Source organism: Streptomyces sp. MGP-BFMKR1 (assembly GCF_057766585.1).
Genome location: NZ_CM173408.1, coordinates 7,677,459 through 7,702,677, shown reverse-complemented (window position 1 = coordinate 7,702,677; position 25,219 = coordinate 7,677,459). Strand labels below are relative to the sequence as shown.

General features: G+C 74.6%; 18 protein-coding genes, 1 pseudogene and 1 riboswitch. Of the genes and pseudogenes, 9 read left to right on the top strand and 10 right to left on the bottom strand.

Going from position 1 to position 25,219, the window contains the following annotated elements; genetic code table 11:
- Positions 1-33 precede the first annotated feature (33 nt).
- Positions 34-972, top strand: coding sequence for a nitrilase-related carbon-nitrogen hydrolase (locus AC3CHW_RS31030; protein WP_488468673.1), 939 nt, complete (start codon positions 34-36; stop codon positions 970-972).
- Between the two features lie 43 nt (positions 973-1,015).
- On the opposite strand, the gene AC3CHW_RS31025 is transcribed toward AC3CHW_RS31030, so the two are convergent.
- From AC3CHW_RS31025 to AC3CHW_RS31015, 3 genes are all read right to left on the bottom strand, one after another.
- The gene (locus AC3CHW_RS31025) at positions 1,016-1,936 is read right to left on the bottom strand and encodes a ribokinase (RefSeq protein WP_488468672.1); all 921 of its coding nucleotides are present in this window, start codon (positions 1,934-1,936) and stop codon (positions 1,016-1,018) included.
- A 64-nt stretch (positions 1,937-2,000) separates the two neighbouring features.
- On the bottom strand, positions 2,001-3,971 hold the full coding sequence (locus AC3CHW_RS31020) for an ABC transporter permease/substrate-binding protein (protein ID WP_488468671.1): 1,971 nt from the start codon (positions 3,969-3,971) through the stop codon (positions 2,001-2,003).
- Positions 3,961-5,739: a sugar ABC transporter ATP-binding protein gene (locus AC3CHW_RS31015; protein ID WP_488468670.1), complete on the bottom strand. Its 1,779-nt coding sequence runs from the start codon at positions 5,737-5,739 to the stop codon at positions 3,961-3,963. The genes AC3CHW_RS31020 and AC3CHW_RS31015 overlap by 11 nt, the downstream gene beginning before the upstream one ends.
- A gap of 422 nt (positions 5,740-6,161) precedes the next feature.
- Here AC3CHW_RS31015 and AC3CHW_RS31010 point away from each other — a divergent pair, with 422 nt between their 5' ends.
- From AC3CHW_RS31010 to AC3CHW_RS30995, 4 genes are all read left to right on the top strand, one after another.
- Entirely contained in the window at positions 6,162-6,494 is a 333-nt protein-coding gene (locus AC3CHW_RS31010) for a putative quinol monooxygenase (protein ID WP_359329942.1), read from the top strand.
- Between the two features lie 192 nt (positions 6,495-6,686).
- Positions 6,687-7,778, top strand: coding sequence for a glycosyl hydrolase family 18 protein (locus AC3CHW_RS31005; protein WP_488468669.1), 1,092 nt, complete (start codon positions 6,687-6,689; stop codon positions 7,776-7,778).
- Between the two features lie 425 nt (positions 7,779-8,203).
- Entirely contained in the window at positions 8,204-8,860 is a 657-nt protein-coding gene (locus tag AC3CHW_RS31000) for an alpha/beta fold hydrolase (RefSeq protein WP_488468668.1), read from the top strand.
- Between the two features lie 113 nt (positions 8,861-8,973).
- Positions 8,974-10,536, top strand: a complete 1,563-nt coding sequence (locus AC3CHW_RS30995; protein WP_488468667.1) for a hypothetical protein — start codon at positions 8,974-8,976, stop codon at positions 10,534-10,536.
- Between the two features lie 355 nt (positions 10,537-10,891).
- Here the strand turns inward: AC3CHW_RS30995 and AC3CHW_RS30990 are convergent, their stop codons facing one another.
- Positions 10,892-11,254 (bottom strand): cupin domain-containing protein, encoded by a 363-nt coding sequence (locus tag AC3CHW_RS30990; protein ID WP_488468666.1) that lies wholly within the window; start codon positions 11,252-11,254, stop codon positions 10,892-10,894.
- Positions 11,255-11,533: 279 nt separating this feature from the next.
- Between AC3CHW_RS30990 and AC3CHW_RS30985 the strand changes: the two genes are divergently transcribed.
- Positions 11,534-12,649, top strand: a complete 1,116-nt coding sequence (locus AC3CHW_RS30985) for a TAXI family TRAP transporter solute-binding subunit (protein WP_488468665.1) — start codon at positions 11,534-11,536, stop codon at positions 12,647-12,649.
- A 106-nt stretch (positions 12,650-12,755) separates the two neighbouring features.
- Here the strand turns inward: AC3CHW_RS30985 and AC3CHW_RS30980 are convergent, their stop codons facing one another.
- Both AC3CHW_RS30980 and AC3CHW_RS30975 read right to left on the bottom strand, forming a co-directional pair.
- Positions 12,756-14,132: a sensor histidine kinase gene (locus AC3CHW_RS30980; RefSeq protein ID WP_488468664.1), complete on the bottom strand. Its 1,377-nt coding sequence runs from the start codon at positions 14,130-14,132 to the stop codon at positions 12,756-12,758.
- Positions 14,129-14,899 (bottom strand): response regulator transcription factor, encoded by a 771-nt coding sequence (locus AC3CHW_RS30975; protein WP_488468663.1) that lies wholly within the window; start codon positions 14,897-14,899, stop codon positions 14,129-14,131. The genes AC3CHW_RS30980 and AC3CHW_RS30975 overlap by 4 nt, the downstream gene beginning before the upstream one ends.
- A 174-nt stretch (positions 14,900-15,073) precedes the next feature.
- Here AC3CHW_RS30975 and AC3CHW_RS30970 point away from each other — a divergent pair.
- Positions 15,074-15,160, top strand: a pseudogene (locus tag AC3CHW_RS30970) (GNAT family N-acetyltransferase); the annotation flags it as partial.
- Here the strand turns inward: AC3CHW_RS30970 and AC3CHW_RS30965 are convergent.
- Positions 15,138-16,589, bottom strand: a complete 1,452-nt coding sequence (locus AC3CHW_RS30965) for an MFS transporter (protein WP_488468662.1) — start codon at positions 16,587-16,589, stop codon at positions 15,138-15,140. The pseudogene AC3CHW_RS30970 and the gene AC3CHW_RS30965 overlap by 23 nt on opposite strands.
- A gap of 530 nt (positions 16,590-17,119) precedes the next feature.
- On the opposite strand from AC3CHW_RS30965, the gene AC3CHW_RS30960 reads away from it, so the two are divergent.
- Positions 17,120-17,476 carry a hypothetical protein gene (locus AC3CHW_RS30960; RefSeq protein WP_459247690.1) on the top strand — a complete coding sequence of 119 codons (357 nt, stop codon included), beginning with the start codon at positions 17,120-17,122 and terminating at the stop codon, positions 17,474-17,476.
- A gap of 70 nt (positions 17,477-17,546) precedes the next feature.
- Here AC3CHW_RS30960 and AC3CHW_RS30955 read toward each other — a convergent pair whose 3' ends face one another.
- Together AC3CHW_RS30955 and AC3CHW_RS30950 are read right to left on the bottom strand one after the other, a co-directional pair.
- Positions 17,547-19,241, bottom strand: coding sequence for a DUF1266 domain-containing protein (locus tag AC3CHW_RS30955; RefSeq protein WP_488468661.1), 1,695 nt, complete (start codon positions 19,239-19,241; stop codon positions 17,547-17,549).
- A gap of 205 nt (positions 19,242-19,446) precedes the next feature.
- Entirely contained in the window at positions 19,447-20,742 is a 1,296-nt protein-coding gene (locus tag AC3CHW_RS30950) for a transglycosylase family protein (protein ID WP_488468660.1), read from the bottom strand.
- Positions 20,743-20,745: 3 nt separating this feature from the next.
- Positions 20,746-20,939, bottom strand: a riboswitch (cyclic di-AMP (ydaO/yuaA leader).
- Between the two features lie 981 nt (positions 20,940-21,920).
- Between AC3CHW_RS30950 and AC3CHW_RS30945 the strand changes: the two genes are divergently transcribed.
- Entirely contained in the window at positions 21,921-23,984 is a 2,064-nt protein-coding gene (locus tag AC3CHW_RS30945; RefSeq protein ID WP_488468659.1) for a serine/threonine-protein kinase, read from the top strand.
- A gap of 140 nt (positions 23,985-24,124) precedes the next feature.
- On the opposite strand, the gene AC3CHW_RS30940 is transcribed toward AC3CHW_RS30945, so the two are convergent.
- Complete coding sequence (locus tag AC3CHW_RS30940; RefSeq protein ID WP_176160524.1) at positions 24,125-25,078, bottom strand: alpha/beta fold hydrolase; 954 nt, start codon at positions 25,076-25,078, stop codon at positions 24,125-24,127.
- Positions 25,079-25,219: the final 141 nt, after the last annotated feature.

Genomic DNA, 25,219 nt, shown 5'->3' with positions numbered 1-25,219 from the left:
GCCGGATGGGCGGGCGGTTCCTACCGTCGCGGCATGACACCTGCTCGCACCGTGACCGCCGCCGTCGTCCAGGCGGCGGCCCCCCTCTTCGACACCCCCGCCGCGCTGGCCCGGGCCGACGAACTCCTGCGCGAGGCCGTCGGCCGGCGGGGCGCGGAGGTCGTCGTCTTCCCCGAGGCGTTCGTCGGGGGCTATCCCAAGGGTCTGGACTTCGGCGTCCCGGTCGGCAGTCGCACCCCGGAGGGGCGTGACCTCTTCCGCCGCTACCACGCCGCGGCCATCGAGGTCCCGGGCCCCGAGGTGGCGACGCTGGCCGCCGTCACCCGTGAACTCGCCTGCCACGCCGTGGTCGGCGCGATCGAGCGCCAGGGGGGCACGCTGTACTGCGTGGCGCTCTTCTTCGGCCCCGACGGCTATCTCGGCCTGCACCGCAAGCTGATGCCGACCGCCGCCGAGCGCTGTCTGTGGGGCCAGGGCGACGGCTCCACCCTGCCCGTCATCGACACCGGCGCCGGCCGCCTGGGCGCGGCCATCTGCTGGGAGAACTACATGCCGTTGTTCCGTACCGCGATGTACGCGAAGGGGGTGGACCTGTGGTGCGCGCCGACCGTCGACGACCGCGACGCCTGGCAGGCCACGATGCGGCACGTCGCCGTGGAGGGGCGCTGCTTCGTGCTGAGCGCCAACCCGTACCTGCGCCGCGACGCCCTGCCGGCCGACCTCCACCCGGTGCAGGGCGACGCGCCGGACACGGTCCTGATCAACGGCGGCTCCGTCATCGTCTCCCCGCTCGGCGAGGTGCTGGCCGGCCCGCTGCGCGACGGCGAGGGCATCCTGACGGCCACGCTGGACCTGGACGACCTCGCGCGGGCCCGCTTCGACTTCGACGCCACCGGCCACTACGCCCGTCCCGACGTCTTCGCCCTGCACGTCGACGAGTCCGCCCGCGCTGCCGTCACGTACCGCTGCTGACCTCGGTGCCGGCGCTGGGGGCGGGCGCGCGAGTGGCCCGGGGTTAGGCGGGCAGCGCGGCGACCTCGGCCGCGGTGGGGTAGGACTGCTGGGCGCCCGGCCTGGTGACGGCCGCCGCGCCCACCCGCACGGCGTACCGCACCGCCGTCGCCAGGTCGTCGCCCGTGCCGAGGCGCCAGGCCAGGGCGCCGGTGAAGGCGTCGCCCGCGCCCGTGGTGTCCACCGCCTCGACCGGGAGGCCGGGCACCCGGGTCTGGCCTCGCCGGTCAGCGGCGAGGGCGCCGGCCGGGCCCAGCGTGATGACCACGGAGCGCGAGCCGCGCCCCAGGAGGGCCGCCGCCCAGGCCGTCGGGTCGCCTCCCGCCCCCGCCGGGTCCCCGTCGAGCAGCGAGCGCGCCTCGTGTTCGTTGACCACCAGCGGGTCGCAGGCGGCCAGCACGTCGGGCGGCAGCGGCGCGGGCGGCGACGGGTTGAGCACCACCCGGGTGTCCGGGCCGACCGCCCGTGCCGCCGCCGCGACCGTCTCCAGCGGGATCTCCAACTGGAGCGAGACCACCCGGGCCGCGGCCAGCAGGGGCGCCGCCGCCTCGATGTCGGCCGGCGTCAGGCGGGCGTTGGCGCCGGGCGAGACGACGATGCTGTTGTCGCCCGAGGGGTCCACGGTGATCAGCGCGACGCCGGTGGGGGCGCCGCCCACCAGCACCGGGCGCGTGTCCACGCCCGCCGCGCGCTGGGTGTCGAGCAGCATGCGGCCGTGCGCGTCGTCGCCGACCCGCGCGAGCAGCGCGGTGCGCGCGCCCAGGCGGGCGGCGGCCACGGCCTGGTTGCCTCCCTTGCCGCCCGGATAGGTGGCCAGGTCGGAACCGAGCACGGTCTCCCCCGCCGCGGGCCGTCGCCGTACGCCGACCACCAGATCGGCGTTGGCCGACCCGACGACCACCAGGTCATGGCCTTCCGTCAGCACGTCACGTCCTTGTCCGCCCTCGCGGGCCTCGTCGCTGCGTCCACCGGAGGCCGCCGCGCCCGGCTCAGCGCGGGCGCGCGGCGACCACCTTCACCGGCACCTTGACCGTACGACGTGGGCTCTCGCCCCGGGCGAGCCGGATGGCGTTGCGTACCGCGAGGCGACCCAGTTCGCGCGGTTGCTGGGCGACGGTGGCGGCGAGCGCGCCGCCGCGCACCGCCCGCAGCGCCTCGGGCGTGCCGTCGAAGCCCACGACCTCGACGGACGTGCCGGCTCTGGTGCCCAGGGCCTTGACGGCGCCGAGCGCCATCTCGTCGTTCTCCGCGAAGACGCCGTCGACGCCGGGGTGCGACTGGAGCAGGTTGGTGGTCACGTCCAGCCCCTTGGCGCGGTCGAAGTCGGCGGACTGCCGGCCGACGACCTTGATGCCGGGGTAGGCGGCGATGCCGTCGGCGAAGCCCTTGCCGCGCTCGCGGGCGGCGGAGGTGCCCGGGGTGCCCTGGAGGACGACGACGGTGCCCCGGCCGCCGAGTCGGCGGGCCAGTTCGCGCGCGGCGAGCCGGCCGCCGCCCACGTTGTCGGAGGCGACGAGGGTCAGGGCGGGCGCCCCGGTCACGCCCCGGTCGGCGGCCACCACGGGGACGCCGCGCGCCACGGCCCCCTGGACCGCGGGGCCCGCGGCCTGCGAGTCCACCGGGTTGACGACGATCGCGTCCATCCGCTTGCTGAGGAAGTTCTGGACGTGGTTGGCCTGTTGGGAGGCGTCGTTCTGCGCGTCGGTGACCTGGAGCCGCACCCCGGCGGCCTCGGCCTCCTCCCGCGCACCCGCCTTGAGCTGGACGAAGAACGGGTTGTTGAGGGTGGAGAGCGACAGGCCGACCCTGGTGCCGCCGCCCGAGTCGGGGTCGCGCAGCGCGGCGCCGACGACCACGGCCGCGACCACCACGGCGGCCACCCCGAGCCGGAGCGGCGCGCCGGTCAGCCAGCGGTGGCGCGGTCCCTGGCCGCCGCCCGCGGCACCGGGCGCGGCACCGGACGCGGCGGGGCGGGCCCCGGCGCGCCGGCGCGCGGTGTCGAGGAGGACGGCCAGCGCGATGACCGCGCCGATGACGACGTGCTGCCAGAACGTGGAGACTTCGAGGAGGTTGAGCCCGTTGCGGAGCACGGCGAGGATCAGCGCGCCGATCAGGGTGCCGGACGCCTTGCCGACGCCGCCGGCGAGGCTGGCGCCGCCGATGACGACGGCGGCGATCGCGTCGAGTTCGTACCCGTCGCCGGCCTGCGGCTGCGCCGACGAGAGCCGCGCGGCCAGCAGCACGCCGGCGACGGCGGCGAGGGCGCCGCTCAGGGCGTACGCGACGATCTTGTGGCGCCGCACCCGGATGCCCGAGAGGTGGGCCGCCTCCTCGTTGCCGCCGATGGCGTACATGGCCCGGCCGGTGTACGCGCGACCGAGCACGCCGGCGGTGAGCAGGCCCGCGACGAGCATGACGAGTACGGGCACCGGCAGCCAGCCGCCGAGGGTGTCGCCCAGCGTGCTGAGCGGGTCGGGCAGTTCGATGGGGCTGCCCTGCGAGACGACCAGGGACAGGCCGCGGGCGATGGAGAGCATCGCGAGCGTGGCGATGAACGGCGGCAGCTTGCCGAAGGCGATCAGCGCACCGCTGACCAGCCCGCAGCCGACGCCGGTGGCGAGGGCGAACAGCACGGCCAGCCACACGGGCAACCCGTGCGTGGTCGCGGTCCAGGCCAGCACGATCGCCGAGAGCGCGGCCACCGAGCCGACCGACAGGTCGATGCCGGCGGTGACGATGACGAAGGTGACGCCGAAGGCGAGAACGGCCGTGACAGCCGCCTGGACGCCCACGTTGCGCAGGTTCTCGGCGGTGAGGAAGTCGCCGGACAGCAGCGACAGCGCGGCGACCAGCACGACCAGGGCCGTCAGCGCGCCGTTGTCGAGCAGCAGGCGGACCGCGCGCTCAGCCCCGGCGCGCGCCCCCACCGCGTCGGCCTCGTACCCCGTGTCAGCGGCCATCGGAGTTCCCCTTCTTGTCGGTCTCGTTGGTCTTGTTGGTCGCGTTGGGCCTGGTGGCTTTGGTTGCCTCGCTGGTCCTGGTTGCCTTGTCGGGCTCCGTTGCGTTGCCGGGCCTACGGGGCTTGGTCGGCTCCCCGGGCCCGGCGGGCTCGGTCGGGTTGGCCCGGTCGGCGTCGGCTGGGTGAGCCCGGTCGGCTGGGTTGGCTGTGTTGGCTGGGGTGGCTGGGTCCGCCGAGTCGGCGGGGCTGTGCGCGGTGGTGGCGCCCACGGCCAGGGCCATGACGGCGTCCTGGGTCGCCTCCCGCGCGTCGAGTTCGCCGGCTATCCGGCCCTGGGCCATGACTAGCACCCGATCGCTCATCCCCAGCACCTCGGGCAGGTCGCTGGAGACCATGAGGACGGCCCGGCCCGCCGCGGTGAGTTCGTTGACGAGGCGGTAGATCTCGACCTTGGCGGCCACGTCGATGCCGCGGGTCGGCTCGTCCAGGATGAGCACCCCGCTCTCGGCGAGCAGCCACTTGCCGATGACGACCTTCTGCTGGTTGCCGCCGGAGAGCGTGCGCACGGGGTGGTCGAGCCCGACCGTGCGGATCGCGAGCCGGTCGGCGACGCGGGTCGCCGCCGTGCGCTGGGCCGCCCGGTCCACGAGGCCGGCGCGGGTGGCGCCGCGCAGCGTGACCAGGCCCAGGTTGTCCGCCACCGAGGCGTCGAGGAGCAGCCCCTGCCCCTTGCGGTCCTCGGGCACCAGGCCGATGCCGGCGCGCAGCGCGGCGCCGACGTCGTGCGGCGGCAGGCGCCGGCCGAGCACCGTGACGCTGCCCGCGTCGTACGGGTCGGCGCCGAAGACGGCCCGTACCACCTCGGTGCGCCCCGCGCCGACGAGCCCGGCCAGCGCCACCACCTCGCCGGCCCGCACCTCGAAGCTCACGTCGTGGAAGCTGCCGGCCCGGGTGAGGCCGGCGACGCTGAGCAGCGGCCGGCCGGGCCGGTCGGGGGCGCTGCTGGCGCGCGGGTACTGCTGTTCGATGGCGCGCCCCACCATGAGGCGGACCAGGGTGTCCCGGTCGGTCTGGGCCGGGACCTGGGTGACGCTGCGTCCGTCGCGCAGCACGGTGACGCGGTCGCCGATGGCGGCGATCTCCTCCAGGTGGTGGGTGATGAAGACGACGGCGACGCCGTTCGCGCGCAGCGCGCGCACCCGGTGGAAGAGTCGGTCGACCTCGGCCCCGGTGAGCGCGGCGGTGGGCTCGTCCATGATCAGGAGGCGGGCGTCGCGGCCGAGTGCCCGCGCGATCTCCACCAGTTGGCGGTGGGCGATGCCCAGGTCGCGCATCCGGGCCCGGGGGTCGACGGGCACCCCGACGCGGTCCAGGAGTCGGGCGGCGTCCGCCTCCATGCGCCGGCGGTCGACGAGGCCGAGGCGGCGCGGCGGGCGGCCGAGGAAGAGGTTCTCGGCCACGCTCAGTTCGGGCACCTGGGCCAGTTCCTGGTAGATGGTGGCGATGCCGAGGCGCTCCGCGTCCCTCGGTCCGCTCAGCCGTACCGGTGCGCCGTCCAGCATGATCCGCCCGGCGTCGGGGCGGTGCGCGCCGGACAGGATCTTGATCAGCGTGCTCTTGCCCGCTCCGTTCTCGCCGAGCAGCACGTGCACCTCGCCGGCGCGGAGGTCGAAGTCGACGCCGTCGAGCGCGACCACGCCGGGAAACGTCTTGCGGATGCCCGCCACGCGCAGCACGTGCGGGTCGTCCGGTTCGGCCTGCGGCTCCATCCGGGCCTCCCTTCCTCGGGTTGGTGGCTGGGGTGTCCCGCCGCGCGTGCGGGGCGGGTCGGTGGCCGGGGGCCTGCGGGGTGGTCGTGCCCGGGCCGGCGGCCGGCCGGCGCGGCGGGGCGACCGGTGAGTGGGGGCTGGCGTCGTCGTCTGCACAAGGGGCGTGTTGCCCGCGTTGTGGTGCCGCGACCCGCCGGCCGGCGTGCGGAAGGCGGCGGGCGGACCGGTCGGGGCCGGGCCCACCTGGCGCGGCGGCCCGGCCCGCGAGCCGGGCCGGGTGCCGTCGGGGCGTGCGACATGCCTGGTGGGAGGGGGTTAGGGTGCTAGGTCGGGCGCCCCTGACCAGGCGCGCCACCGGGCAGCGTCAGCGGCGCTCGACGGGCTCCGACCGCTGCCTCCTACCCCCACCCCGAGGAAGCCGCATGATCTTCATCACCGTGAAATTCACCGTCCGCCCCGAGCGGGCCGACGACTGGATGGACGTCGTCCACGACTTCACCGAGGCCACCCGGAACGAGCCGGGCAACCTGTTCTTCGAGTGGTCCCGCAGCGTGTCCAACCCCCACGAGTACGTACTGGTGGAGGCGTTCCGCGACGGCGAGGCCGGCCGCCAGCACGTGGAGTCCGCGCACTTCGCCGCGGGCATGGACGCCATGTCGTACGCGGTGGCCACCACGCCGCAGATCGTCTCGACCGAGATCCCCGGCATGGACGGCTGGGGCCAGATGGCCGAGGTGACGCCCCGGAGCGCCTGACGGCGCGCGCTGGCGGTGGGCCCGCGCGGTGCGCCGCGCGGGTCCGTCGTCGCTTTCGTGGGCGCGAGCCGCCCGGCACTGCCGGTGCGCGCTCCCCCACCGGGCGCCCCGCGCCATGCGCCGCCGTGGCCCGCGCCGCCCGCTCGGCCCACCGCGGGTGCGGGGCCGCGCGGGCCGGCCGAGACTGGGCGGGTGACCGTCCTCCGCGCGCTGGCCGCCCTCCCGCTCCTCGCCGCGCTCGCGCTGTCGGCGCCCGCCCCCGCGCCGGCCGCGCCCGCACCCCCGAGCCCCGCCGCCGCGCCGGCGGCCGGGCGGACCGTGTCGGCCTGGCTGCCGTACTGGCAGCAGGAGGGCGCCTACCGGGACGCGCTCGCCCACGCCGACCAACTGCACACGGTCAACCCGTTCTGGTACGAGGCGACGTCCGACCGGCGGTTCACCGCGCACCCGGGCGCGGGCGACCGGCGCGTCATCGACGGCCTGCGCCGGGCCGGCGTCAAGGTCGTGCCGACCGTGACCGAGGCCCCGGACGCCGCCGCCATGGCCGCGATGCTCACCGACCCCGCGCGGCGCGCGGCCCACGTGGCGGCGCTGCTGCGGCTCACTGCCAGCCGGCCCTACGACGGCCTCGACCTGGACTACGAGCGGATGAACCACTCCGCCGACGCTGGCGTGTTGCGCCGGGTGCGCGGCGGATTCACCGCCCTGGTCCGTGAGGTGTGCGCGCGGCTGCACGCGCGCGGCCAGCGGTGCACCGTGGCCGTCTACCCGCGCACCCGGGCGCGCGACACGGCACCGGTCTACGACTACGCGCGGTTGGGGCGCGCCGTGGACGGGCTGCGCATCATGGGTTACAACCTGCACAACGCCCTCGGCCCGCCAGGGCCGTTGAGCTCGCCGCGCTGGTACGACGCGATCCTGCGCTACGCCACCGCGCACGTCCCCGCGGCCAGGATCGAGATGGGCGTCCCGGCATACGGCTGGGACTACCGCACCGGCGACCGGGCCCGCGCCACGCACCGCACCACCCGGGAGGCGCAGGCCCTGCGGCGCCGGGTGGGGGCCGCCCTGGAGCGGGACGCCGACTCGCGGACGCCGCACTTCCGGTACGTCGAGGACGGGCGGCGGCGCGAGGTGTGGTACCAGGACGCCCGCGGCATCGCCGCCCACCTCCCGGTGCTGCGCCGGCACGGCGTGACCCGCACGGCCCTGTGGGCACTGGACTTCGAGGAACCGGCGCTGTGGCGGACGTTGGCCCGCGGCGGGCCGGACCGGAAGCCGTAGGGCGCACACGGCGTGCACGGGAGGCGCGAGGGCCGAGCGGGCGCGCGCTCCCCCGACGTGGAGGGGCTCCCGGCAACACCCAACCGCCGTGTATTATCCGCGAGTTGAGCGGTCTCTGTGGTCAACCCCACTGCGCGATGGCTGTGTTGCGCATTGACGGAGGCGCCCGTCTCGCGACTAAGGTGATCTTTCGTACCAGCTCCCACCCCGGCCTCTCCATCGCCGTCAACGAGATCATCGACGCGGACGACCCCCACGCCACCCTGCTACGCGACACGACACCCCCATCCGCACGACGACACCCCCATCCGCACCCAACATGCCCTCGCCCATACCTACGCCCACGGCCCCCGACCCACCTGGCCCCACCGCACACCACCCGCACCCGTCACATCCCTGCCGACGTTCCCCTTCCGCCCGGCGCCGTGCCGGAGCCGGTCGGCCTCGCCGTCGAGGGGCCTGGCCCGCACCTGGTCTGTCTGCCCAGCGTGTTGGCGACCTCGGGGCCGCACCAGTTCGCCCGGTTCGCCGCCGCGTTGCGCGCCGACTGCTCGGTGAGCGCGCTGCCGCTGCCCGGCTTCCGGCCGGGCGAGCCGCTGCCGGCGAGCCTGGACGCGCTGCTGGACGCGTTGGCCGAGGCCGTGCGATCGGCCGTGGGTGACGAGCCGTTCGCGGTGGCCGGCTACTCGTCGGGCGGGCTCCTCGCGCACGCCGTCGCCGAACGCGTCGGGGCCCGGGCGGTGGTGCTGCTCGACAGCCGTCCGCTCGACGCCTACCGCGCGGCCGACTCCGAACGGCTGCTGGCGGGCCTCGCCGCGCGGGCCGACTACCTCGACGACACCCGGCTCACCGCCATGGGCGGCTACCTCCGGCTGCTCGCCGGGGCCAGCCCGCAGCCGCACGGCCGCCCCACCCTCCTGGTGACGGCCGCCGAGCGGGAGGCCGAACCGCTCGCCCCGTGGCCGCTGCCGCACGCGGAAGTGAGCGCGCCCGGCGACCACTTCACGCTGATCGAGGAGCACGCGGAGACCACCGCGAAGGCGGTCGGCACCTGGCTGGCGGAGCTGGGGCAGCTCGCCTGACCCGTACAGAGCCGGCCCGGCACGGGCTCGTACGCGTGGGCGGCGGCACGAAGCGCCGCCGCCCACCACCCCCGGCTTTGCCCTCCACATCACCGCCCTGCATGCTGCGGTTCATGTTCACGAAACACGGCGTTCGCCCCGACGGGTTACTGATCGGGGCCTGCCTGGCCGTCGCCGTCACCACGCTCGCGGCGCTCCCCCTGTCGCTCGCACCCGGCTGGGACGAGCTCGTCTACCTCAGCCGCTACGCCCCGTACGACCCGGCCACCCCGTTCAGCGCGCCCCGCTCGCGCGGCGTGCCCCTGCTGGTCGCCCCGGTCGCCGCGGTGACCGACTCGGTCGTCGTGCTCCGCTGCTACCTCACGGCCACCGCGACGCTCGCCCTCTACCTGGGCTTTCGCCCGTGGACGCGGGTGCTCGGCAACGCGCTGGTCCCGGCCGTCGCGGCGGCGGGGTACGGCAGCCTGTGGATCGCCCTGTTCTACGCGGGCGCCGCGATGCCCAACCACTACCTGGCGATGGCGGCGGTCGGCGCGGTCGGGTGCTTCCTGCTCGCCGTCGCTCCGCGCGCCACCTCGGCGAGCGTGCCCAGCCCCGCGTCCGCGCGCCCGGCGCGCGGCCCGCTGGTTGGGCTGGCCCTCGCGCTGTGCGTCGCCGCGCTGATGCGACCGAGTGACGCCGTCTGGCTCGCCGCCCCGCTGCTCCTCGCGCCCCTGGCCGTACCGGCCTGGCGCAAGCGCGCGCCGGCGGCGGCCGTGGCCGCCGGACTCGCGGCGGGCCTGGTGCCGTGGGCCGTCGAGGCCCACACCCGCTTCGGTGGCATACGCCAACGGCTGCGGGAGGCCAGCGACATCCAGGGCGGCATGCGCCCGACGTTCTCGCTGCCGGAGTACGTCACGACGCTGGACGGCCCGCTGCTGTGCCGGCCGTGCACGGGCGACGCGGTGGACTGGCCGGCGGTCGGCTGGTGGGTGGTGCTGCCGCCGCTGGTCGCCCTCGGGTTGTACGCGGCCCACCGCGCCGGCCGGGCCGGCGCCGCCTGGCTGGCGGTGCTGGTCGCGACGGCGACGGCGGCCACCTACCTCGCGTTCCTCCCGTACGCCGCGCCGCGCTTCCTGCTCCCCGCCTACGCGCTGCTGGCCATCCCGGCAGCGCTGGGCGGCATCGCCGCGGTCCGCCGCGCCTGGCCGTCGACCGGCACGGACGACACGGACGGCGCCGGGCGGGACGGGGCTGCGGGCGCACGCCTCGCCGCGCGTGCCACCGCGCGCCGGCGCGTGCGGGCCACCGTCGTGATCGTGGCGCTGGTGGGCGTGTGCGTCGCGCACGGCACCGTGCAGTGGGACATGGTGCGCCGCCACGTCCGCGTGCAGGAACGGGCGCGCGCCGACTGGCAGCACATCGCCGCCGTCCTGCGCGAGCAGGGTGTGCGCCCGCCGTGCCTGGTGGGCGGAACCCACGCGGTCGTGCCCATCGCCCACGCCGCGGGCTGCCGTTCGCAGCGTGACACCCCCGACGGCCGTGAGTCCGGTGGCGGGGTGCCCGACGCCTTCGTACTGCGGGGCGACCGCCGCCCGCCGCCATGGGCCCGCGCGTGGCCCCGCCACCGGGTGCCGGACGCCCACTACCGGGGCTGGCGGGTAGCGGTGGCCCCGCGCCCGGGGAGCGGGGACTGAGGGGCCTCGCACGCGACGTGGGGCAGCGGTTGAGTAGGGCAGTTGAGGCAGTGTCCCTGGCCGGTCGTACGCGAGGAGGGTCCAGTGCCGCGCGGGACGCGCCCGCGCGGGGGCCGGATAATGTGCCCTTCCATCGGTGAGGGGGCCGAGGCATCGGCGTGGGGCTCGACGGTCAGGGCTGGAGCGCTGCCCGTTCTCGGGTGGAGAAGGAGCTGTGCGCGGCGGAGCGCGTCGAGGAGGTTGAGCGGCTGCGCGGCGGCTGGACCTCGGAGACGCGCCGCCTGGATCTCCACGGGACCCCGACTCACGCCACCCGACAAGACCCTCGTCGTGCCAACCGGCCGCGGAAACGCCCTCAGGGAACCTGGTAGCCGGGGACAGAGGGCCAGCGGACCGTCAGGAGCACGGACTCCTCCTCCGCGTACCACGAGTGGTCGACGCCCCGGCCCCATACGACGTAGTCACCTTGCTCGGCCAGGAGAACACTGCGTCCGGGCAGTTCCACTCGGAAACGCCCTCTGATGAGGACCTGCAGGGTGGTGCGCTCCTCACCGGTCACCCACCGAGCCCGTTCATCGCCCCGTGGGTGGACGCCCCACTTGATCTCCACGTCCTCGCTGTGCCGAGGATCGGAGGCGTCCTTGAAATGGCCCAGCAGCCATCCCCGGTCCAGTGCGGCGTCCCTGCCCGCGTTGCCCACGTACACGCTGTCGGTCATGGCTCCGGAAGGTAGCAGCCAGCGACGTCGACACTCACAGCAGCGACTACCGTCACCATCGCAACAGACCACGACGACGCCGGACCGGACGGCACCGGGACAAGCGGTGCTCGGCGAAGGCGCCCCGCTGCCGCTCGTGCTCCCGTCGGTCACCCCGCGCCGGCCGCGCACCGGCCGCGCGCCGGCACGGCGTACGAGCACGCCGCTTCAGGCGCCGCCTGCCGCCGGGGTCCGCTCCGCGCGGGCGTCGCCGACGCCCCCCTCGTTACGCTGCGGGGCGTGACCAACCCGGACGCTCGCCGCGCCGACCGCCACCCGGACCGCCCCGCCTGCCTCGACGTCTGCATCGACCCGTCGGCGGCGGGCGGGACGAAGCCGGTCCTCGGAAACCCCTTCGGGGCCGAGGGCCGGGCGGGGCCGTCGCGTTCGGGCGCGGGTCGGCGTCGGTTGGTGCGCGGCGGGGCGGGTGGGGCCGCGGCGCTGGCCGCGTGGACGCTGGCCGGGCGCCCGTCCGAGCCGGGGCCGGTGCTTCGGCTGCGGCTGGCCACGGGGCCCGAGGGCGGCCCGTACAACGCCTTCGGGCGGGCCCTGGCGGCGGCCGTCGCGGCGAGCGGACAGCGGCTGGAAGTGGTGCCGGTGGCGACCGCGGCGAGCGTGGACAACCTGCGCAGACTCGCCGCCGGCGAGGTGGAGTTGGCGATGACCATGGCGGACGCGGCGCAGGACGCGGCGCGCGGCAGAGCGCCCTTCGCCAGGCCGGTACCGCTGACCGCGCTGGCCCGGGTGTACGTCAACTACACGCACCTGGCGGTCCCCGCGCACGGCCCGGTGCGCTCCGTCGACGACCTGGCGGGGCGCCGGGTGGCCACCGGGGCCACCGGCTCGGGGCTGCGGACGGTCGCCGAGCGGCTGTTGCACGCGGCGGGGCTGGCCGGCGAGCGCGCCGCGCGCGAGGCGCGCCTCGGGCTCGGCGAGTCGGCGCGGGCCCTGCGCGCCGGCGACGTACACGCCCTGATGTGGTCCGGAGGCGTCCCCACGCCGACGCTGGAGGCGCTCGCGCGGGCGATGCCGCTGCGGTTGGTGCCGCTGGACGCCCTGGGGCGGGAGCTGCGCGCCGCGTACGGGGCCGTGTACGCGCCGGTGACCCTGCCACCCGGCGCGTACGGGCTGCGTGAACCGGTGCGTACGGTCGGGGTCAGCAACTACCTGGCGGCGCGCGGCGACGTGCCCGCACGGGTCGTGCGGGCGCTGCTGCGGGTCGTCTTCGGGCGCTGGCGCGAGTTGCTGCGCGAGGTGACCGCCGGCGCCCGCCTCGAACCCCGGTTCGCCATCGCCACCGGCGTCGTGCCCCTCCACCCGGGGGCCGTGGACTACTACCGGTCGGTGTACGGCTGACGCGGCCCGTGGCTCGCGGCTCGGCGGCGTGGCCAGGGCACGCCGCGGCGCGGCCGGGCAAGCGGGCGAGCGGGCGGGTTCGCGGTCCGGTGAGGGGTCGTACGGGCTACGGCGGCGCGGCGGCGGGCAGTCGCAGTTCCACCGCGAGGCCGTGCGGCGTCGCGGGCGCGATGGTGAGGGTGCCGCCGCTGGCGCGGGCCAGTTCGTCGGCGATGGCCAGGCCGAGCCCGCTGCCCGGCAGGTTCTGGTGCGCGGCGCCGCGCGCGAAGCGCCGTACCAGGGCGGCGTGCTGGTCGTCCGGCACGCCGGGCCCGTCGTCCGTCACGCGCACCGTGACCTGGCCGTCGCGGGCGACGGCGTCGATCCGCACCCGGCCGCCGGGCGGCACGAACTTGGCGGCGTTGTCGAGCAGCGCGTCGAGCACGCGGCCCACCGCGCCCGGCAGCGCGCGCACCCGCAACCCGTCCGCGATGTCGGCGGCCAGCCCCACACCCAGCTCCCGGTAGACCGGCGCCCAGGCCACAGCGCGCTCCCGGGCCGCCGCCGAGGCGTCCTGGGGGGTGCGCTCCGCGGTGCCGGACTCCACGCGGGCCAGCGCCAGCAGTCCGTCGAGGAGTTCCTCCAGCCGCTCGGCCTCGTCCAGCGCGCGGGTGTGCTCGTCGCGGCCGGCCGGCGCCAGGTGGGGTTCCACGTTCTCCAGTTGCAGCACCAGCGTGGCCAGCGGGTTGCGCAGTTGGTGGGAGGCGTCGGCGACGAAGTCGCGCTGGCGGCGTATCGACTCGGACATGCCCTCGGCCATGGCGTTGAAGTGCTGCCTGAGTCGGCGCAGTTCCGGCGGTCCCGAGTCAGAGACGGCGCGGGTGTGCAGGCTGCCGGCCGCGAGGCCGCCGACGGCCCGGTCCAGGTCACGTACGGGGCGCATCAGCCAGCGGGTGATCCCGCCGGCGGCCAGGGCCGCGGCGGCGAAGGCGACGAGCGCGCCGGCCGCGATCAGCGACCAGCGCGTCGTCACGTCGCGGCGGGCCGCGTCGGTGGGCACGGCGAGCACCGCGCTCCCGCTGACCCGCTCGTCCCGCCCGACCGGCTCGGCCAGCACCACCATGTCCGGGCCCCAGGGGCGCACGGTCGGCAGCCGCTCCGTGGAACGCCCGGCCAGCGCCCGGTCCTTGGCCTCGGCCACCCGTGGCCCGGACCACCAGGAGGGGGGTCCGGCGCGCAGTACGGCGCGGCCGTTGGTGTCGGTGATGAGCACGCCGGCGCCGTACAACTGGGCGTAGCGGTGGATCTCGGCGGCCAGCTCCGACTGGTCGGCCTCGGTGAGCCCGCGGTCCGCGAGATCGGCGAACCGCACCGCGTCAGCGCGCCGCTGGAGCAGCAGGTGTTCGGTGCGCCCGCGCGCGTACGCGTCGGCCAGCGGTACGGACAGCAGTACGGTCGCGGCCCCCATCATCGCCATGAGCACGGCCAGTAGCCTGCGCCTCACCGGTGCGCCGGTCCCAGCGCCGCGGGCGGCTCCTGCGCGTCGCCGGCGGCCGGTTCGCCGCCCGTCCCGGGGCCGAGCTGGTAGCCGAACCGGTGCACGGTGCGCACCAGGTGGGGTCGGCCGGTCTTGGTGCGGATGCCCGCGACGTGCACGTCGAGGGAGCGGGACGCGGCCCGGAGCGCGTCGCCCCAGAGGCGGTAGAGGATCTCCGCGCGCGAGTGGGCCTCGCCCGGCCGGGCCGCGAGGTAGGCGAGCACGTCGAACTCGCGCCGGGTGAGCCGGACCGGCGCGCCGGCCACGGTCACGGTGCGGGCCGCGAGGTCGATCACGGTGTCCCCGGCGCGCACCGGCCCCGGCCGGCCGGCCGCCGGCTCCCCCGGCGCGGGCGGTTCCGTGCCGGGAGCGCCGGGGGCGGGGCTGGTGCGGCGGCGTACGGAGTCGATCCGGGCCATCAGCTCGGCCATCCGGAACGGCTTGACCACGTAGTCGTCGGCGCCGGCCCGCAGCCCGCCCACGATGTCGTGCTCCTCGCAGCGCGCGGTGACCACGATCAGCGGCGCGGCGCACAGGGGACGCAGCCGGCGCAGCAGCTCAAGCCCGTCCAGGTCCGGGAGGCCGAGGTCCAGGAGGACGAACTCGGCCTCCCCGGCGTGCCGCAGGGCGTCCTGGGCGCGGCTGACCCGGCGCACGGTGTGCCCGCGCACGGCCAGCGCCGTGCCGAGGGCGTGCGCCATGCGGTCGTTGTCCTCGACGAGAAGGGTGTGCATGAGGACTCTCCTGGTGACCGGGGGCGACGGCTACCGGAATACCACGGGCCGGCGCCGGATGCGACGGCCGGCCGGACCGGCCCCGTGCCGGCCCCGTGCCGACTGCGTGAGCCCACTGGCCGTCGACCGCGGGCCGCGGGTTGGCGGCCGGTCCACGCGGGCCCGGGGCCGCGCCCGGCCTGCCGCCTGTACGAGCGGCACGGGTTCACGGTCGAGAGCGAGGACCCGGTGGACGTGTTCATGGTGCGCCGGCCGACCTGAGCCCGCCGACCTCGGCCTTGACCTCAGTCTTCGCCTTGGCCTCAGTGGTCGCGGCCTCGGCGGTCGCGGAGTCGGTGGCCACGGCCTCGGCGGTCGGAGCAGCCGTGGTCGGGGCGCCACCCGGTGCGAGAACGTCGGCCGGAGGGGAGGTCTCGGTCGTGGCGGGGTCGTCGGCCGCTTCCTCGGCGCGACTGAGGGCGACGTTCCTGGTGTCCGGCATCAGCAGGTAGGTCACCAACGAGACGAACGCGCAGCCCGAGACGTACCAGAAGAACATCGACTCCCGCCCGCTGTTCTTGAACCACAGCGCCACGTACTCCGCGGTGCCACCGAACAGCGCGTTGGCGATCGCGTACGGCAGGGCCACCCCGAGCGCGCGTACCCGGGTGGGGAAGAGTTCCGCCTTCACTGCCGCGTTGATCGACGTGTAGCCGGTGACGACCACCAGGGCGATCAGCGAGAGGCCGAGCGCGGGCCAGTACGAGGAGGCGGAGCCGAGGGCCGTCATGATCGGGTACGTCCCGACCGTGCAGCCGACGGCGAAGGTGATCAGCAGGGGCCGGCGGCCGATCCGGTCGGACAGCGCGCCGGCGAACGGCTGGAGCACCGCGAAGACCGCGAGCGCGGTGAAGCTGACCAGGGTGGCGGTGTTCTTCGGCATCCCGGCGCTGCCGATCAGGTACTTGGTCAGATAGGTGGTGTACGTGTAGTAGGCCACCGTGCCACCCAGCGTCAGGGCCATCACGAGACCGGCCTGGCGGCGGTGCTGCCACAGCACCTTCAGCGTTCCCGCGCCGTCGTCCGGGCCATCCACCGACTTCTCCTGGAACGCCTGGGTCTCGGTGAGCCGCCGCCGCAGCCAGTAGACCACCACCGCGAACACCGTGCCGAGCAGGAACGGAATCCGCCACCCCCAACTCTCCAACTGGCCTTTGGACAAGGTGTGTTGCAGGGTGATGAGGATGCCGAGGCCGAGGAGTTGGCCACAGGTCATCGACACGTACTGGAAGGACGAGCCGAGCCCGCGGCGGTGCCGTGCGGACGCCTCCGTGAGGTAGGTCGCGCTGGCCGCGTACTCGCCACCGATGCTCATGCCCTGCAACAGCCGCGCGAGCAGCAGCACGAGGGCGCCGCCGTAGCCCGCCTGGTCGTAGGTCGGCGCGATGGCGATCAGCAGCGCGGCCACCGACATCATGGTGACGGTGAGCGTGAGCGCGCTCTTGCGGCCGTGCCGGTCGGCGGCCCGCCCCAGCACCCACCCGCCCACCGGGCGCATCAGGAAGCCGACCGCGAAGATGCCCGCCGTGTTCATCAGCTTGGTCGTCGGGTTGTCGCCGGGGAAGAAGGAGTCGGCGAAGTAGATGGCGAAGCTGGCGTAGATGAACCAGTCGTACCACTCGACGAGGTTGCCCAGCGACCCACCGATCAACGCGAAGCGACGCTGCCGACGCTCCTCAGCCGCGTCGACCGGCTTGGCTGTCTCGGCTGGACTGACTGTCTTGGCTGGACTGGCTGGGTTGGCTGAGTTGGCTCGGTCGGCTGGGTTGGCTGTGTCGGCAGGGTTGGCTGGCTCGGCCGTGCGGGTCGCGTGGGTCGCGTACGACGCGTGGGTCGCGGGCGGTGCCTGGGTCGCGGGCGGTGGGTGGGGGCCGTCTGCCGCGCCCTCGGCGGGTGGTGTGGCGTGCGGGGGTGGGGTGGGTGAGCCGATGGGGGGCGTCGGGGTGGCGGCGGACGATGACATGGCGGCTCCACGAAGCTCCTGGTCGGGGTGGTGCGAGGTGCCCAGAGCATCGGGTGGTGCGCGGTCGCCTCACAAGGCGCGGCGACGAGATCTAACGTTCCGCTAAGAAACCCACCGCGCCCGTGCGGTGCCGGCGCGCTCCGGCCGCCTTGCTACTATCCGCGACCTGGGGCGCGATGGCCCCGTGGCAGCGAAACCGGGGAAAGCGAGGGGGTCGGATGAGCACGCGCACGCTCCGCACGTCGGTGGTCGCGCTCCTCACGGCCGGCTTCGCCGCGGGCACCCTGGGCACCACGCCGGCCGAGGCGGCGGGGCTGCGGGGTGGCAGGGTCACCTGGTACGCGACGGGCGAGCGCGTCAGGGTGACGGACACCCGTGCCGACGGTTACGCGTTCGGTGTGCGCCTCTACGACACCAGGCGGCCCAAGGCCGTCAGAACCTGTGCGGTCAACGGCCGGGGCCGGTCGCGGGTGTGTGACTTCGCCTTCCCCGAGGGCCGCCGCATCATCATCGTGGCCCGCCTCACGAAGGGCTCCCGGGCCCTGTACGCGGGCTCCGTCCAGGTCCGTTCCTGACGAGGCGCTGACGAGGCGCTGACGGGGCGGCCGTTCCTCACCGACCCGGTCCCGCCCCGTCGGCGACCCGCTACTTCCAGGGCAGGTTCCGCCAGGGGCTGCCCGGGTCGGACATCAGCAGCCGGTGGGCGGCGACCATCTCCTCGTACCAGTCCCCGAACTCCTCCTCGTCGAAGTGCAGACAGCGCCCGAGGATGTAGGCAGCGGAGAAGTCCGCCCAGGAACGGTAGTTGGCCTGGCTGAGCCGGCCCGCGCGCAGCACCGCCTGTTCGGCCTCCGACAGCGTGCAGTAGCGGGCGCCGAGCCCCCAGCGGGCCATGCAGGAGGCGCGCCCGTAGTCCCACGCCTCCACCGAGCGGACGAACCTGCCGTCGGCGAGCAGCCCGTCCGCGCGGAACCTGGCCTCGTAGCGGGTGATGCGGCCGATCAGCCGGCGCACGCCGGCGACCTGGGAGCGCACCTCGGCGTCGCTGCGCGGCTGGGCCACCGTGACGCCGTCCGGGGTGATGCGCGGCTCGGCCGCCTCGGCGGCGTTGTGCCACAGCGCCCGCTCCGCCACCTGCCGCCAGTGGTCCACGTCGACGGCGCCGGCGAAGTCGAGCGCCAGCGAGCGGCGGATGCCAAGCGTGAACTCCCATACCGGGCTGGTCATCTCGGCGCGCAGCAGGAGTTCCAGGGTGCGCTGCCAGTCGGCGCGGGAGGTGATGCCCCACCACTCGCTCAGCCGGTCCCGCTCGGCGGTGTAGCCGCCGCCGTGGTAGGCCATGGCGTTCCACAGCTCGGCGTTGTTGACGCTGAGCAGCGCCCCGCAGGCCAGACCGTGGGCCACCGGGCCGCGCAGCGGTCCGCCCACGATCAGGGCGCGGAGCTGTGGGTGTGGCGGGGCGTCGGTGGCGGCGGCGCGGTCCGCGTGCTGCTGCCAGACCGCGCGGTGGCTCGGGGTGGTGGGGAAGTACGCCTCGCACGGGCTGCCCGGGTTGACCGCGAGCCACGGCGGGTCCTTGGGCCCCCACACCCGCGCGTACCAACCCAGCGAGCCGGAGTGGAAGACCGGGTCCTCGGCCGGCGCCGGCAGCATGCCCTCGGTGTACACGGCGAGGCAGTCGGTGCGGGTGCGCGGGTCGCGGTAGGGCGTGAAGACCACGGTGTCGGGATGGGCGTCCACGCGCTCCCGCGAGTCCGCGACGAAGAGCGGGGTGTGGGCCAGCGCGGTGACGTAGCGGGCCCAGTCGCCGCGGGTCTTCGCGTCGTACAGCTCCTGCTCGATGGCGCTCGGCGGCTGCCACGCGGAGGACTGCCACTCCGCCCGCGGCTGTGCCTGTGCCGTCACCCGTGGCTGTGGCTGTGGCTGTGGCTGTGCGGGTGTCTGTGACTGTCCCTGTGGTTGTTCGTGTGCCTGTGGCTGAGCCTGCCGCGCGTCGTCCCGTGGCGGGTTCGGGCCGTCGGCCGCCGTGGGCGCGTCGGACGGCTGTCGGTCGTCGGGGAGCCGGGGGGCGCCCGGCGGGGCGGGGTCGCCGGCCGCGTGCGGGTCGGTGGGTGGCGCGGGGTCGGCGGCGGGGCGGGGGGCCGGCGCGTGGCGCGGCGGGGTGCCGCCGGTGTCGGTGGGTGGGTCGGCCTCGGCCGCCGAGGCGTCGCGGGCTGCCAGCGTCTCGCGCTCGCCGACGCCGCGCGCCGGGCCGTCGACGCTCCGCACGGGACCGTCGGCGGTGCGCTCGGGCTCGGTGCCACCCTGTTTCGCGGGTTCCTCCCCGTTCCACAACCCCATGAGCGGGAACTCTACCCAGCACCCGCCCCGTAGCACCCGGGTGGCCGGCCACCGAATGCCCCCACGGAAGGCGAATCTGCCCTCGCGGAACGCCGATGTGCCCCCGCGCCGGGTCGGCGCGGGGGCACATCGGGTGGTGCGGTGGTACGGGGAGCCCTCGATCAGCGATCGGTCAGGGGCGCCCGCTCAACGGTCGAGCCGCTGGTCAGAGGCTGACGCCCTTGCCGCGCAGGTAGCTGACCGGGTCGACGTCCGAGCCGTAGCCGGCGCCGGTGCGCACCTCGAAGTGCAGGTGCGGGCCGCTGCTGTTGCCGGTGCTGCCGGACAGGCCGATCTGCTGACCGCCGGTGACCGACTGGCCGGCCGAGACGGAGAGCTGCGACAGGTGGGCGTACTGGCTGTAGTGGCCGTCCGCGTGGCGGATGACGACCTGGTTGCCGTACGAGCCCGCCCAGCCGGCCGAGACGACCTGGCCGGCGCCGATCGACTTCACGGAGGTGCCGGTGGCGACCGGGAAGTCCACGCCGGTGTGGTAGCCGCTGGACCAGCTACCACCGGACTGGTGGTAGGGGGTGCCCATGGCGCTGTTGGCCACCGGGGCGGTGAAGCCGGTCGCCGAGGGGGCCTCGGCCTGCGGCTTCGGCGCGGCCTGGGCGGCCTGCGGCTGCGCGGCCTTGGGGGCGGCCTGCTGCTTCGGCGCCTGCGGCTGGGCGGCCTTCGGGGCGGCCTGCGGGGCCGCCTTCTGCTGCGGGGCCTTGGCGGCGGAGCCGGCACCGGGCAGGGTCAGGTGCTGGTTCGGGAAGATCAGGTTCGGGTTGTCCCCGATGACGTCCTGGTTGCGGTCGTAGACCGCGCGCCAGCCACCGTTGACGTCGTGCGCCTGGGAGATCTTGAACAGCGTGTCGCCGGAGCGCACGGTGTACGCCGTGCCGGCGGTCGAGTTCTGGGTGCGCGGAGCGGGCTTGCTCTCGGCCTTCGGGGCGGCCTTCGGCGCGGCCTTGGGGGCGGCGGCCTTGGGCGCGGCCTTCGGGGCAGCCTTGGGGGCAGCCTGCGGCGCGGTGCGGGCGTCGCGGGTGGTGTTCGCCTGCTCGCGGGCACCGTCGGGGGAGACCTGCGGGGCCGGGCCGCCGGCGGTCAGGCCCGCCTTGACGGAGCACACGGGCCAGGCGCCGGGGCCCTGGACCTTGAGGACCTTCTCGGCCACGGCGATCTGCTGGTCCTTGGTGGCCAGGTCGGCGCGCGGGGCGTACTGCGCGCCACCGAAGGCACGCCAGGTGCTGTCGGTGAACTGCAGGCCGCCGTAGAAGCCGTTGCCGGTGTTGATGCTCCAGTTGCCGGTCGCCTCGCACTGGGCGACCTTCTCCCACACGTCCACCGAGGCGGCGTTGGCCTGGGTGGCACCGAGGAAGGGAATGGCGAGGCTGGCGCCGCCAGCGGTCAGCGCGACGGACATACCGAGGCGACGCGGGCTGATGCGGCGGTGACGCGTGCGATGAGACATAGGGGTATCCCTCTCCTATGCCTGCGAGGTGAGCTGTCGGATTCGGGCTGGAGTTGCCCGGACGTGCCCTGCGCGGCGCCTGGCGCCGCGACACGTCTTCACCCCTAGCCGACCGCGCTCGGCGCGGTACGGCACTTACCTGGTTCCCCCGCTCTTGCCGTCATGTCTTTGAAGTTTCTCCTCGGCCAGCGGCAAGATTCGGCATCCCGGCGTCGGATACCCGCCTTCGTTTCAGCGGGAGCGCCAACAAAACACATTCATTTCGCCGGCGACAAGCCATGAACCGCCCGATAAAGATCAATTAAGGCATTAGCTCGCAATGCGAGATAACACTGCGTACGGGATCTGTCTCCCGGGGCGACATCTTCCGGACGCCCACAGCGGCCATATCCCTGACGGGGGCGGGGTCCGGCCGGGCAGCCGACATCGCACGGACACGCCGCGTGACAGATCAACCAGCGACACCCGTGAGCTGCAGCACAGAGCCCGATAAGCCCGAACAGTCCGTTTCTAAGTGATCTCGCCGGACGCTCTCGCGGCATCGGCACACCCAGCCAGTCGGCCCCACATGTGCCCCGCGCCACAGAAAACCGGCACGTCGGCGGGGTGTCTCGCACGCCTTCCCCTTAAGAACACGCTCCATGCCTCGTCCGGGTTGCCTCACTCCACGAGAAATCCCGCCCCCGCCCCACGCCGCCCCGCCCCGTCCCCGCCACGCGGCCCCGCGTATCCCTCCTGCCTCGTATGCCTCGCATGCTTCGCGCGCCTCGTACCACCGAAGCCGACAGGTCCGGGCGGGGCGAAGGCGACTGGCGGACTCCGCCGGGTAGCGGCGACGACGGCTGTCTCCCTCGGCGAGGCCGAGCCCGCGCATCACCCACGAAGGCATCGCGTCCGGCACACACCCACGTCGGCGGCCCACGTCGGCGCCGAGTCGCCGAGCGGCCCCCTCCTGGCGTTCCGGCCGCCGCCGGTCCGTCTCCCCCGCCGCGAACATCCGCCCGCGCGACCCGCTGACATCTCCGGGTCTCGGCGCTACCTTGTTCCACCACCGGCAGCACCTCCGTCCCACCCCTCAGGGCACGGTATTCAGCCCTCGTATCGCCTCATCTCGCCTCTCTCCGCATACTTTTGACTGAGCGTTTACTGTGGCCTGGTTCAGGTTGCGAGGGGGGCACATGCGAGACGAAGACAGGGCCGGGGCCGGCGGAGGGCCCCACGACCCCTGGGCGGGCAGCACACCGGCGCGGGCCGACTCCGAAGCGGCACAGAGATGGCCCCGGACGCCGACGCACAAGGACTCCCCCGCGCCCGGCCGTCCGCACGTGGTGATCGAGGGCCGGTACGAACTGCTGGAACCGATCGGCAGCGGCGGCATGGGCGAGGTGTGGAAGGCCCATGACCGACGGCTGCGCCGGTACGTGGCAGTGAAGGGCCTGCTCGACCGGAACGCGATGACCGCCGGCACCCAGGACGCGGCGATGCAGCGGGCGCGCCGGGAGGCGGAGGCGATCGCCAAGATCGAGCACCCGAACGTGGTGACGGTCCACGACCAGGTCGAGACGGACAACCAGGTCTGGATCGTGATGAAGCTGCTCGACGCCGGGTCGCTGGCGGACCTGCTCCGCAGCCAGCAGGTGCTCGCCGTGCCCAGGGCGGCGGACATCGGCCACCAGATCCTGCGCGGCCTACGGGCGGTGCACGCGGCCTCGGTCGTCCACCGCGATGTGAAGCCGGGCAACGTGCTGGTCCGGGACGACGGGCTGGTGATCCTGGTGGACTTCGGCATCGCCACGTTCGTGGGCGCCGCCTCCCTCACCCGACCCGGCAGCATCATCGGCACGCCCCCGTACCTGGCACCCGAACTCTTCGCACCCGGCTCCCGCGGCCCCACGCCCGCGTCCGACCTGTGGGCGCTCGGCGTCACGCTGTACGAGATGGTCGAGGGCCGCCTCCCGTTCGGCGGCAGCGAGGTCTGGGAGGTCCAGGAGAGCATCCTGCGCACGCCGAACCCGGTCCCCCGCTACGCCGGCCCGCTCGCCCCGGTGATCCAGGGGCTGCTGCGCAGCGACCCCGACGAGCGCCTGGACGCGGCGACGGCCGACGTCATGCTGCGCGAGGTGCTGGGCGGTACGTCGAACGCGGGCCCGGCCAGGGTCGAGTCACCCCCACCGGCGCCCGCGCTCGAGCCGGACCCCGCGCCGAGGGTCGCCACTCCCGCCGCCGCTGCCCCGGCCTCGCCCGAACCGGCCTCCCCCGACCCCGATCCCGCCCTCGCGGAGGAGCGCCCGCGAACCGGCCCCCGTAAGAGGGGAAGGGTGGTGGTGGCGGTGGCCACGTGCGTCGCACTGCTGATCACCGCCGGCTGGTTCGTGACGGACGGCTTTGACTTCGGCGAGAAGGCCGAGGGCAGCGGTACCGCCGGCCCGGACCGCCAGGGCGGCGGCCCCGGGACGCCGACATGGCGGAAGACGCATCCCATCCTGCGGATCGGCGTGAAGGACGACCAGCCGGGCCTGAGCGAACGGGTACCCGGCACGAAGGACAGGTACACGGGCTATGACATCGACATGGCCTACAAGGTCGCCGAGCACCTGGGGTACACGGACAAGGCGGACGTGAAGTTCTCCGCGGTGACCACCGAGAACCGCAGCAGCGAGCTGGCGAAGAAGACGGTGGACCTCGTCGTCGCCTCGTACACCATGCGGAACGACGGCGACATCGACTTCGTCGGCCCTTACTACAAGGCGGGCCGCGGGTTCCTGGTGCACGAGAAGTCGAGCAAGTACCCCAACATCCAGGGCCCCAACGACCTGAAAGAGCTCGGCGTGGAGGTGTGCACGCCGCAGAAGTCGACGTACTGGAAGGAACTGCCCAAGCTCGGCTTCACCATGATGAAGTCCCCGCCCACCAGCTACAAGCGCTGCCTGAAGGAACTGTTGGACGAGGACTCGCAGGTCTACGCCGTGGCCTCGGACGACGTCATTCTCGCGGGCTACGAGAAGACGTACGCGGGCGAGGTCCGGCGGCTGGAGACCATCGAGGGCACGGAGGCGTACGGCGTGGCGATGCTCCCCGGGCAGCCGGTCCTCAAGCGCGAGGTGTGCTCGGCGGTGCGGAAGATCCTGGCGGACAGGAAGGGCTGGGAGTCCATGTACGAGAAGAACCTCGCCGCCCTGCTCGCCCCGCAGGGCCCACCGGGCCCACCGGATCTGGACCCGGAGTCGTGCGAGGAGCCCTGAGCGGGGCGGGGAGGCGCGCTCCTTGAGCCCGCCTCCCTGCCCCGAGCGACCGCCGGGCGGTGACGGGGAGGGCAGGGAAGCGCTCCGTGCGGGGTGCCGGATGGCCGGCGGGCCCCTCGCGTCGGCGGTCGGCGGCGTGCCTAGCGCGCGCCCCCGGTCGGCGCGGCGTCCTCCCCGAAAAAGGCGAGCAGCTCCCGCACCACGGCCTCCGGCTGTTCCTCCGGTACGTAGTGGCCGCTGCCCGCCACCTCGACCACGCGGATGTCGGTGCCCTTGTCGGGACCCATCTGTTCGCGCAGCGCGGCGTAGCTGGTCTCGCCGGCCAGCGTCAGGATGGGGAGCGTCACGGGGGCGTGGGTGGCCAGGTCGGCGATGTCCTGGCGCATCGTCTGGTACCAGCCGTTGCCCGCCCGGATGGCCTCGCGCGTGTCGTAGGCGTGGGCGTAGATCCGCCGCGCGTCCTCCTCGACGGACGCCTGGTCCAGCAGCATGTGCCCGTACAGCCAGTCGATCAGCGGGCGGAAGCGGCCGGCGAGCAGTTCCTCGGGGAGGCCGCGAACCTGGTTGAACGCGAACCACCAGGGGTAGCCGCCGCGCCCCTCGGCGATGGCCGCTGCCTGTTCGTCCGAGCCGGGCAGCATGCCGATCCGCAGCCAGGAGTCGTCGGGTACGCCCAGGTCGATGGTGGCCAGGCGGCGCACGGACGCCGGGTGGTTGGCGGCGAGGTGGTAGCCGAGCGACGCGCCGATGTCGTGTCCGGCGACGAACGCCGAGTCGTGGCCCAGGTGTCGGATCAGCTCGTGGATGTCCCGCGCCATGGTGCGCTTGTCGTAACCATCCGCCGGCTTGTCCGAGCCACCCATGCCGCGCAGGTCCACGGCGGTCACCCGGAAGGTGCGGGCCAGCTCGGGCAGCACCTTCCGGAACTGCCACCAGGTCTGCGGCCAGCCACCCAGCAGGATCAGCGGGGCGCCGCTGCCGCCGGTGACGTGGTGCAGTCGGACGCCGTTGACGGTGGCATACGCGCTGGTGAAGTCGCCGGCGAGCGAGGCGGCCAACTCGGCGTCGGTGGGGACGGGGCGGTGGTCGGTCATGGGGTGGGTCTCCTTCTCGCTCTTCTTCTCGTCTTCTGTCTTCTGGCCGGTCGCGCCTTCTCGCCGTGTCGAGCGTCGGGCGTGAAGGCTTCCGGTTTTCTTGAATGAGCAGTCAAATAAGCGGGCAGGGGTACGTCAGGC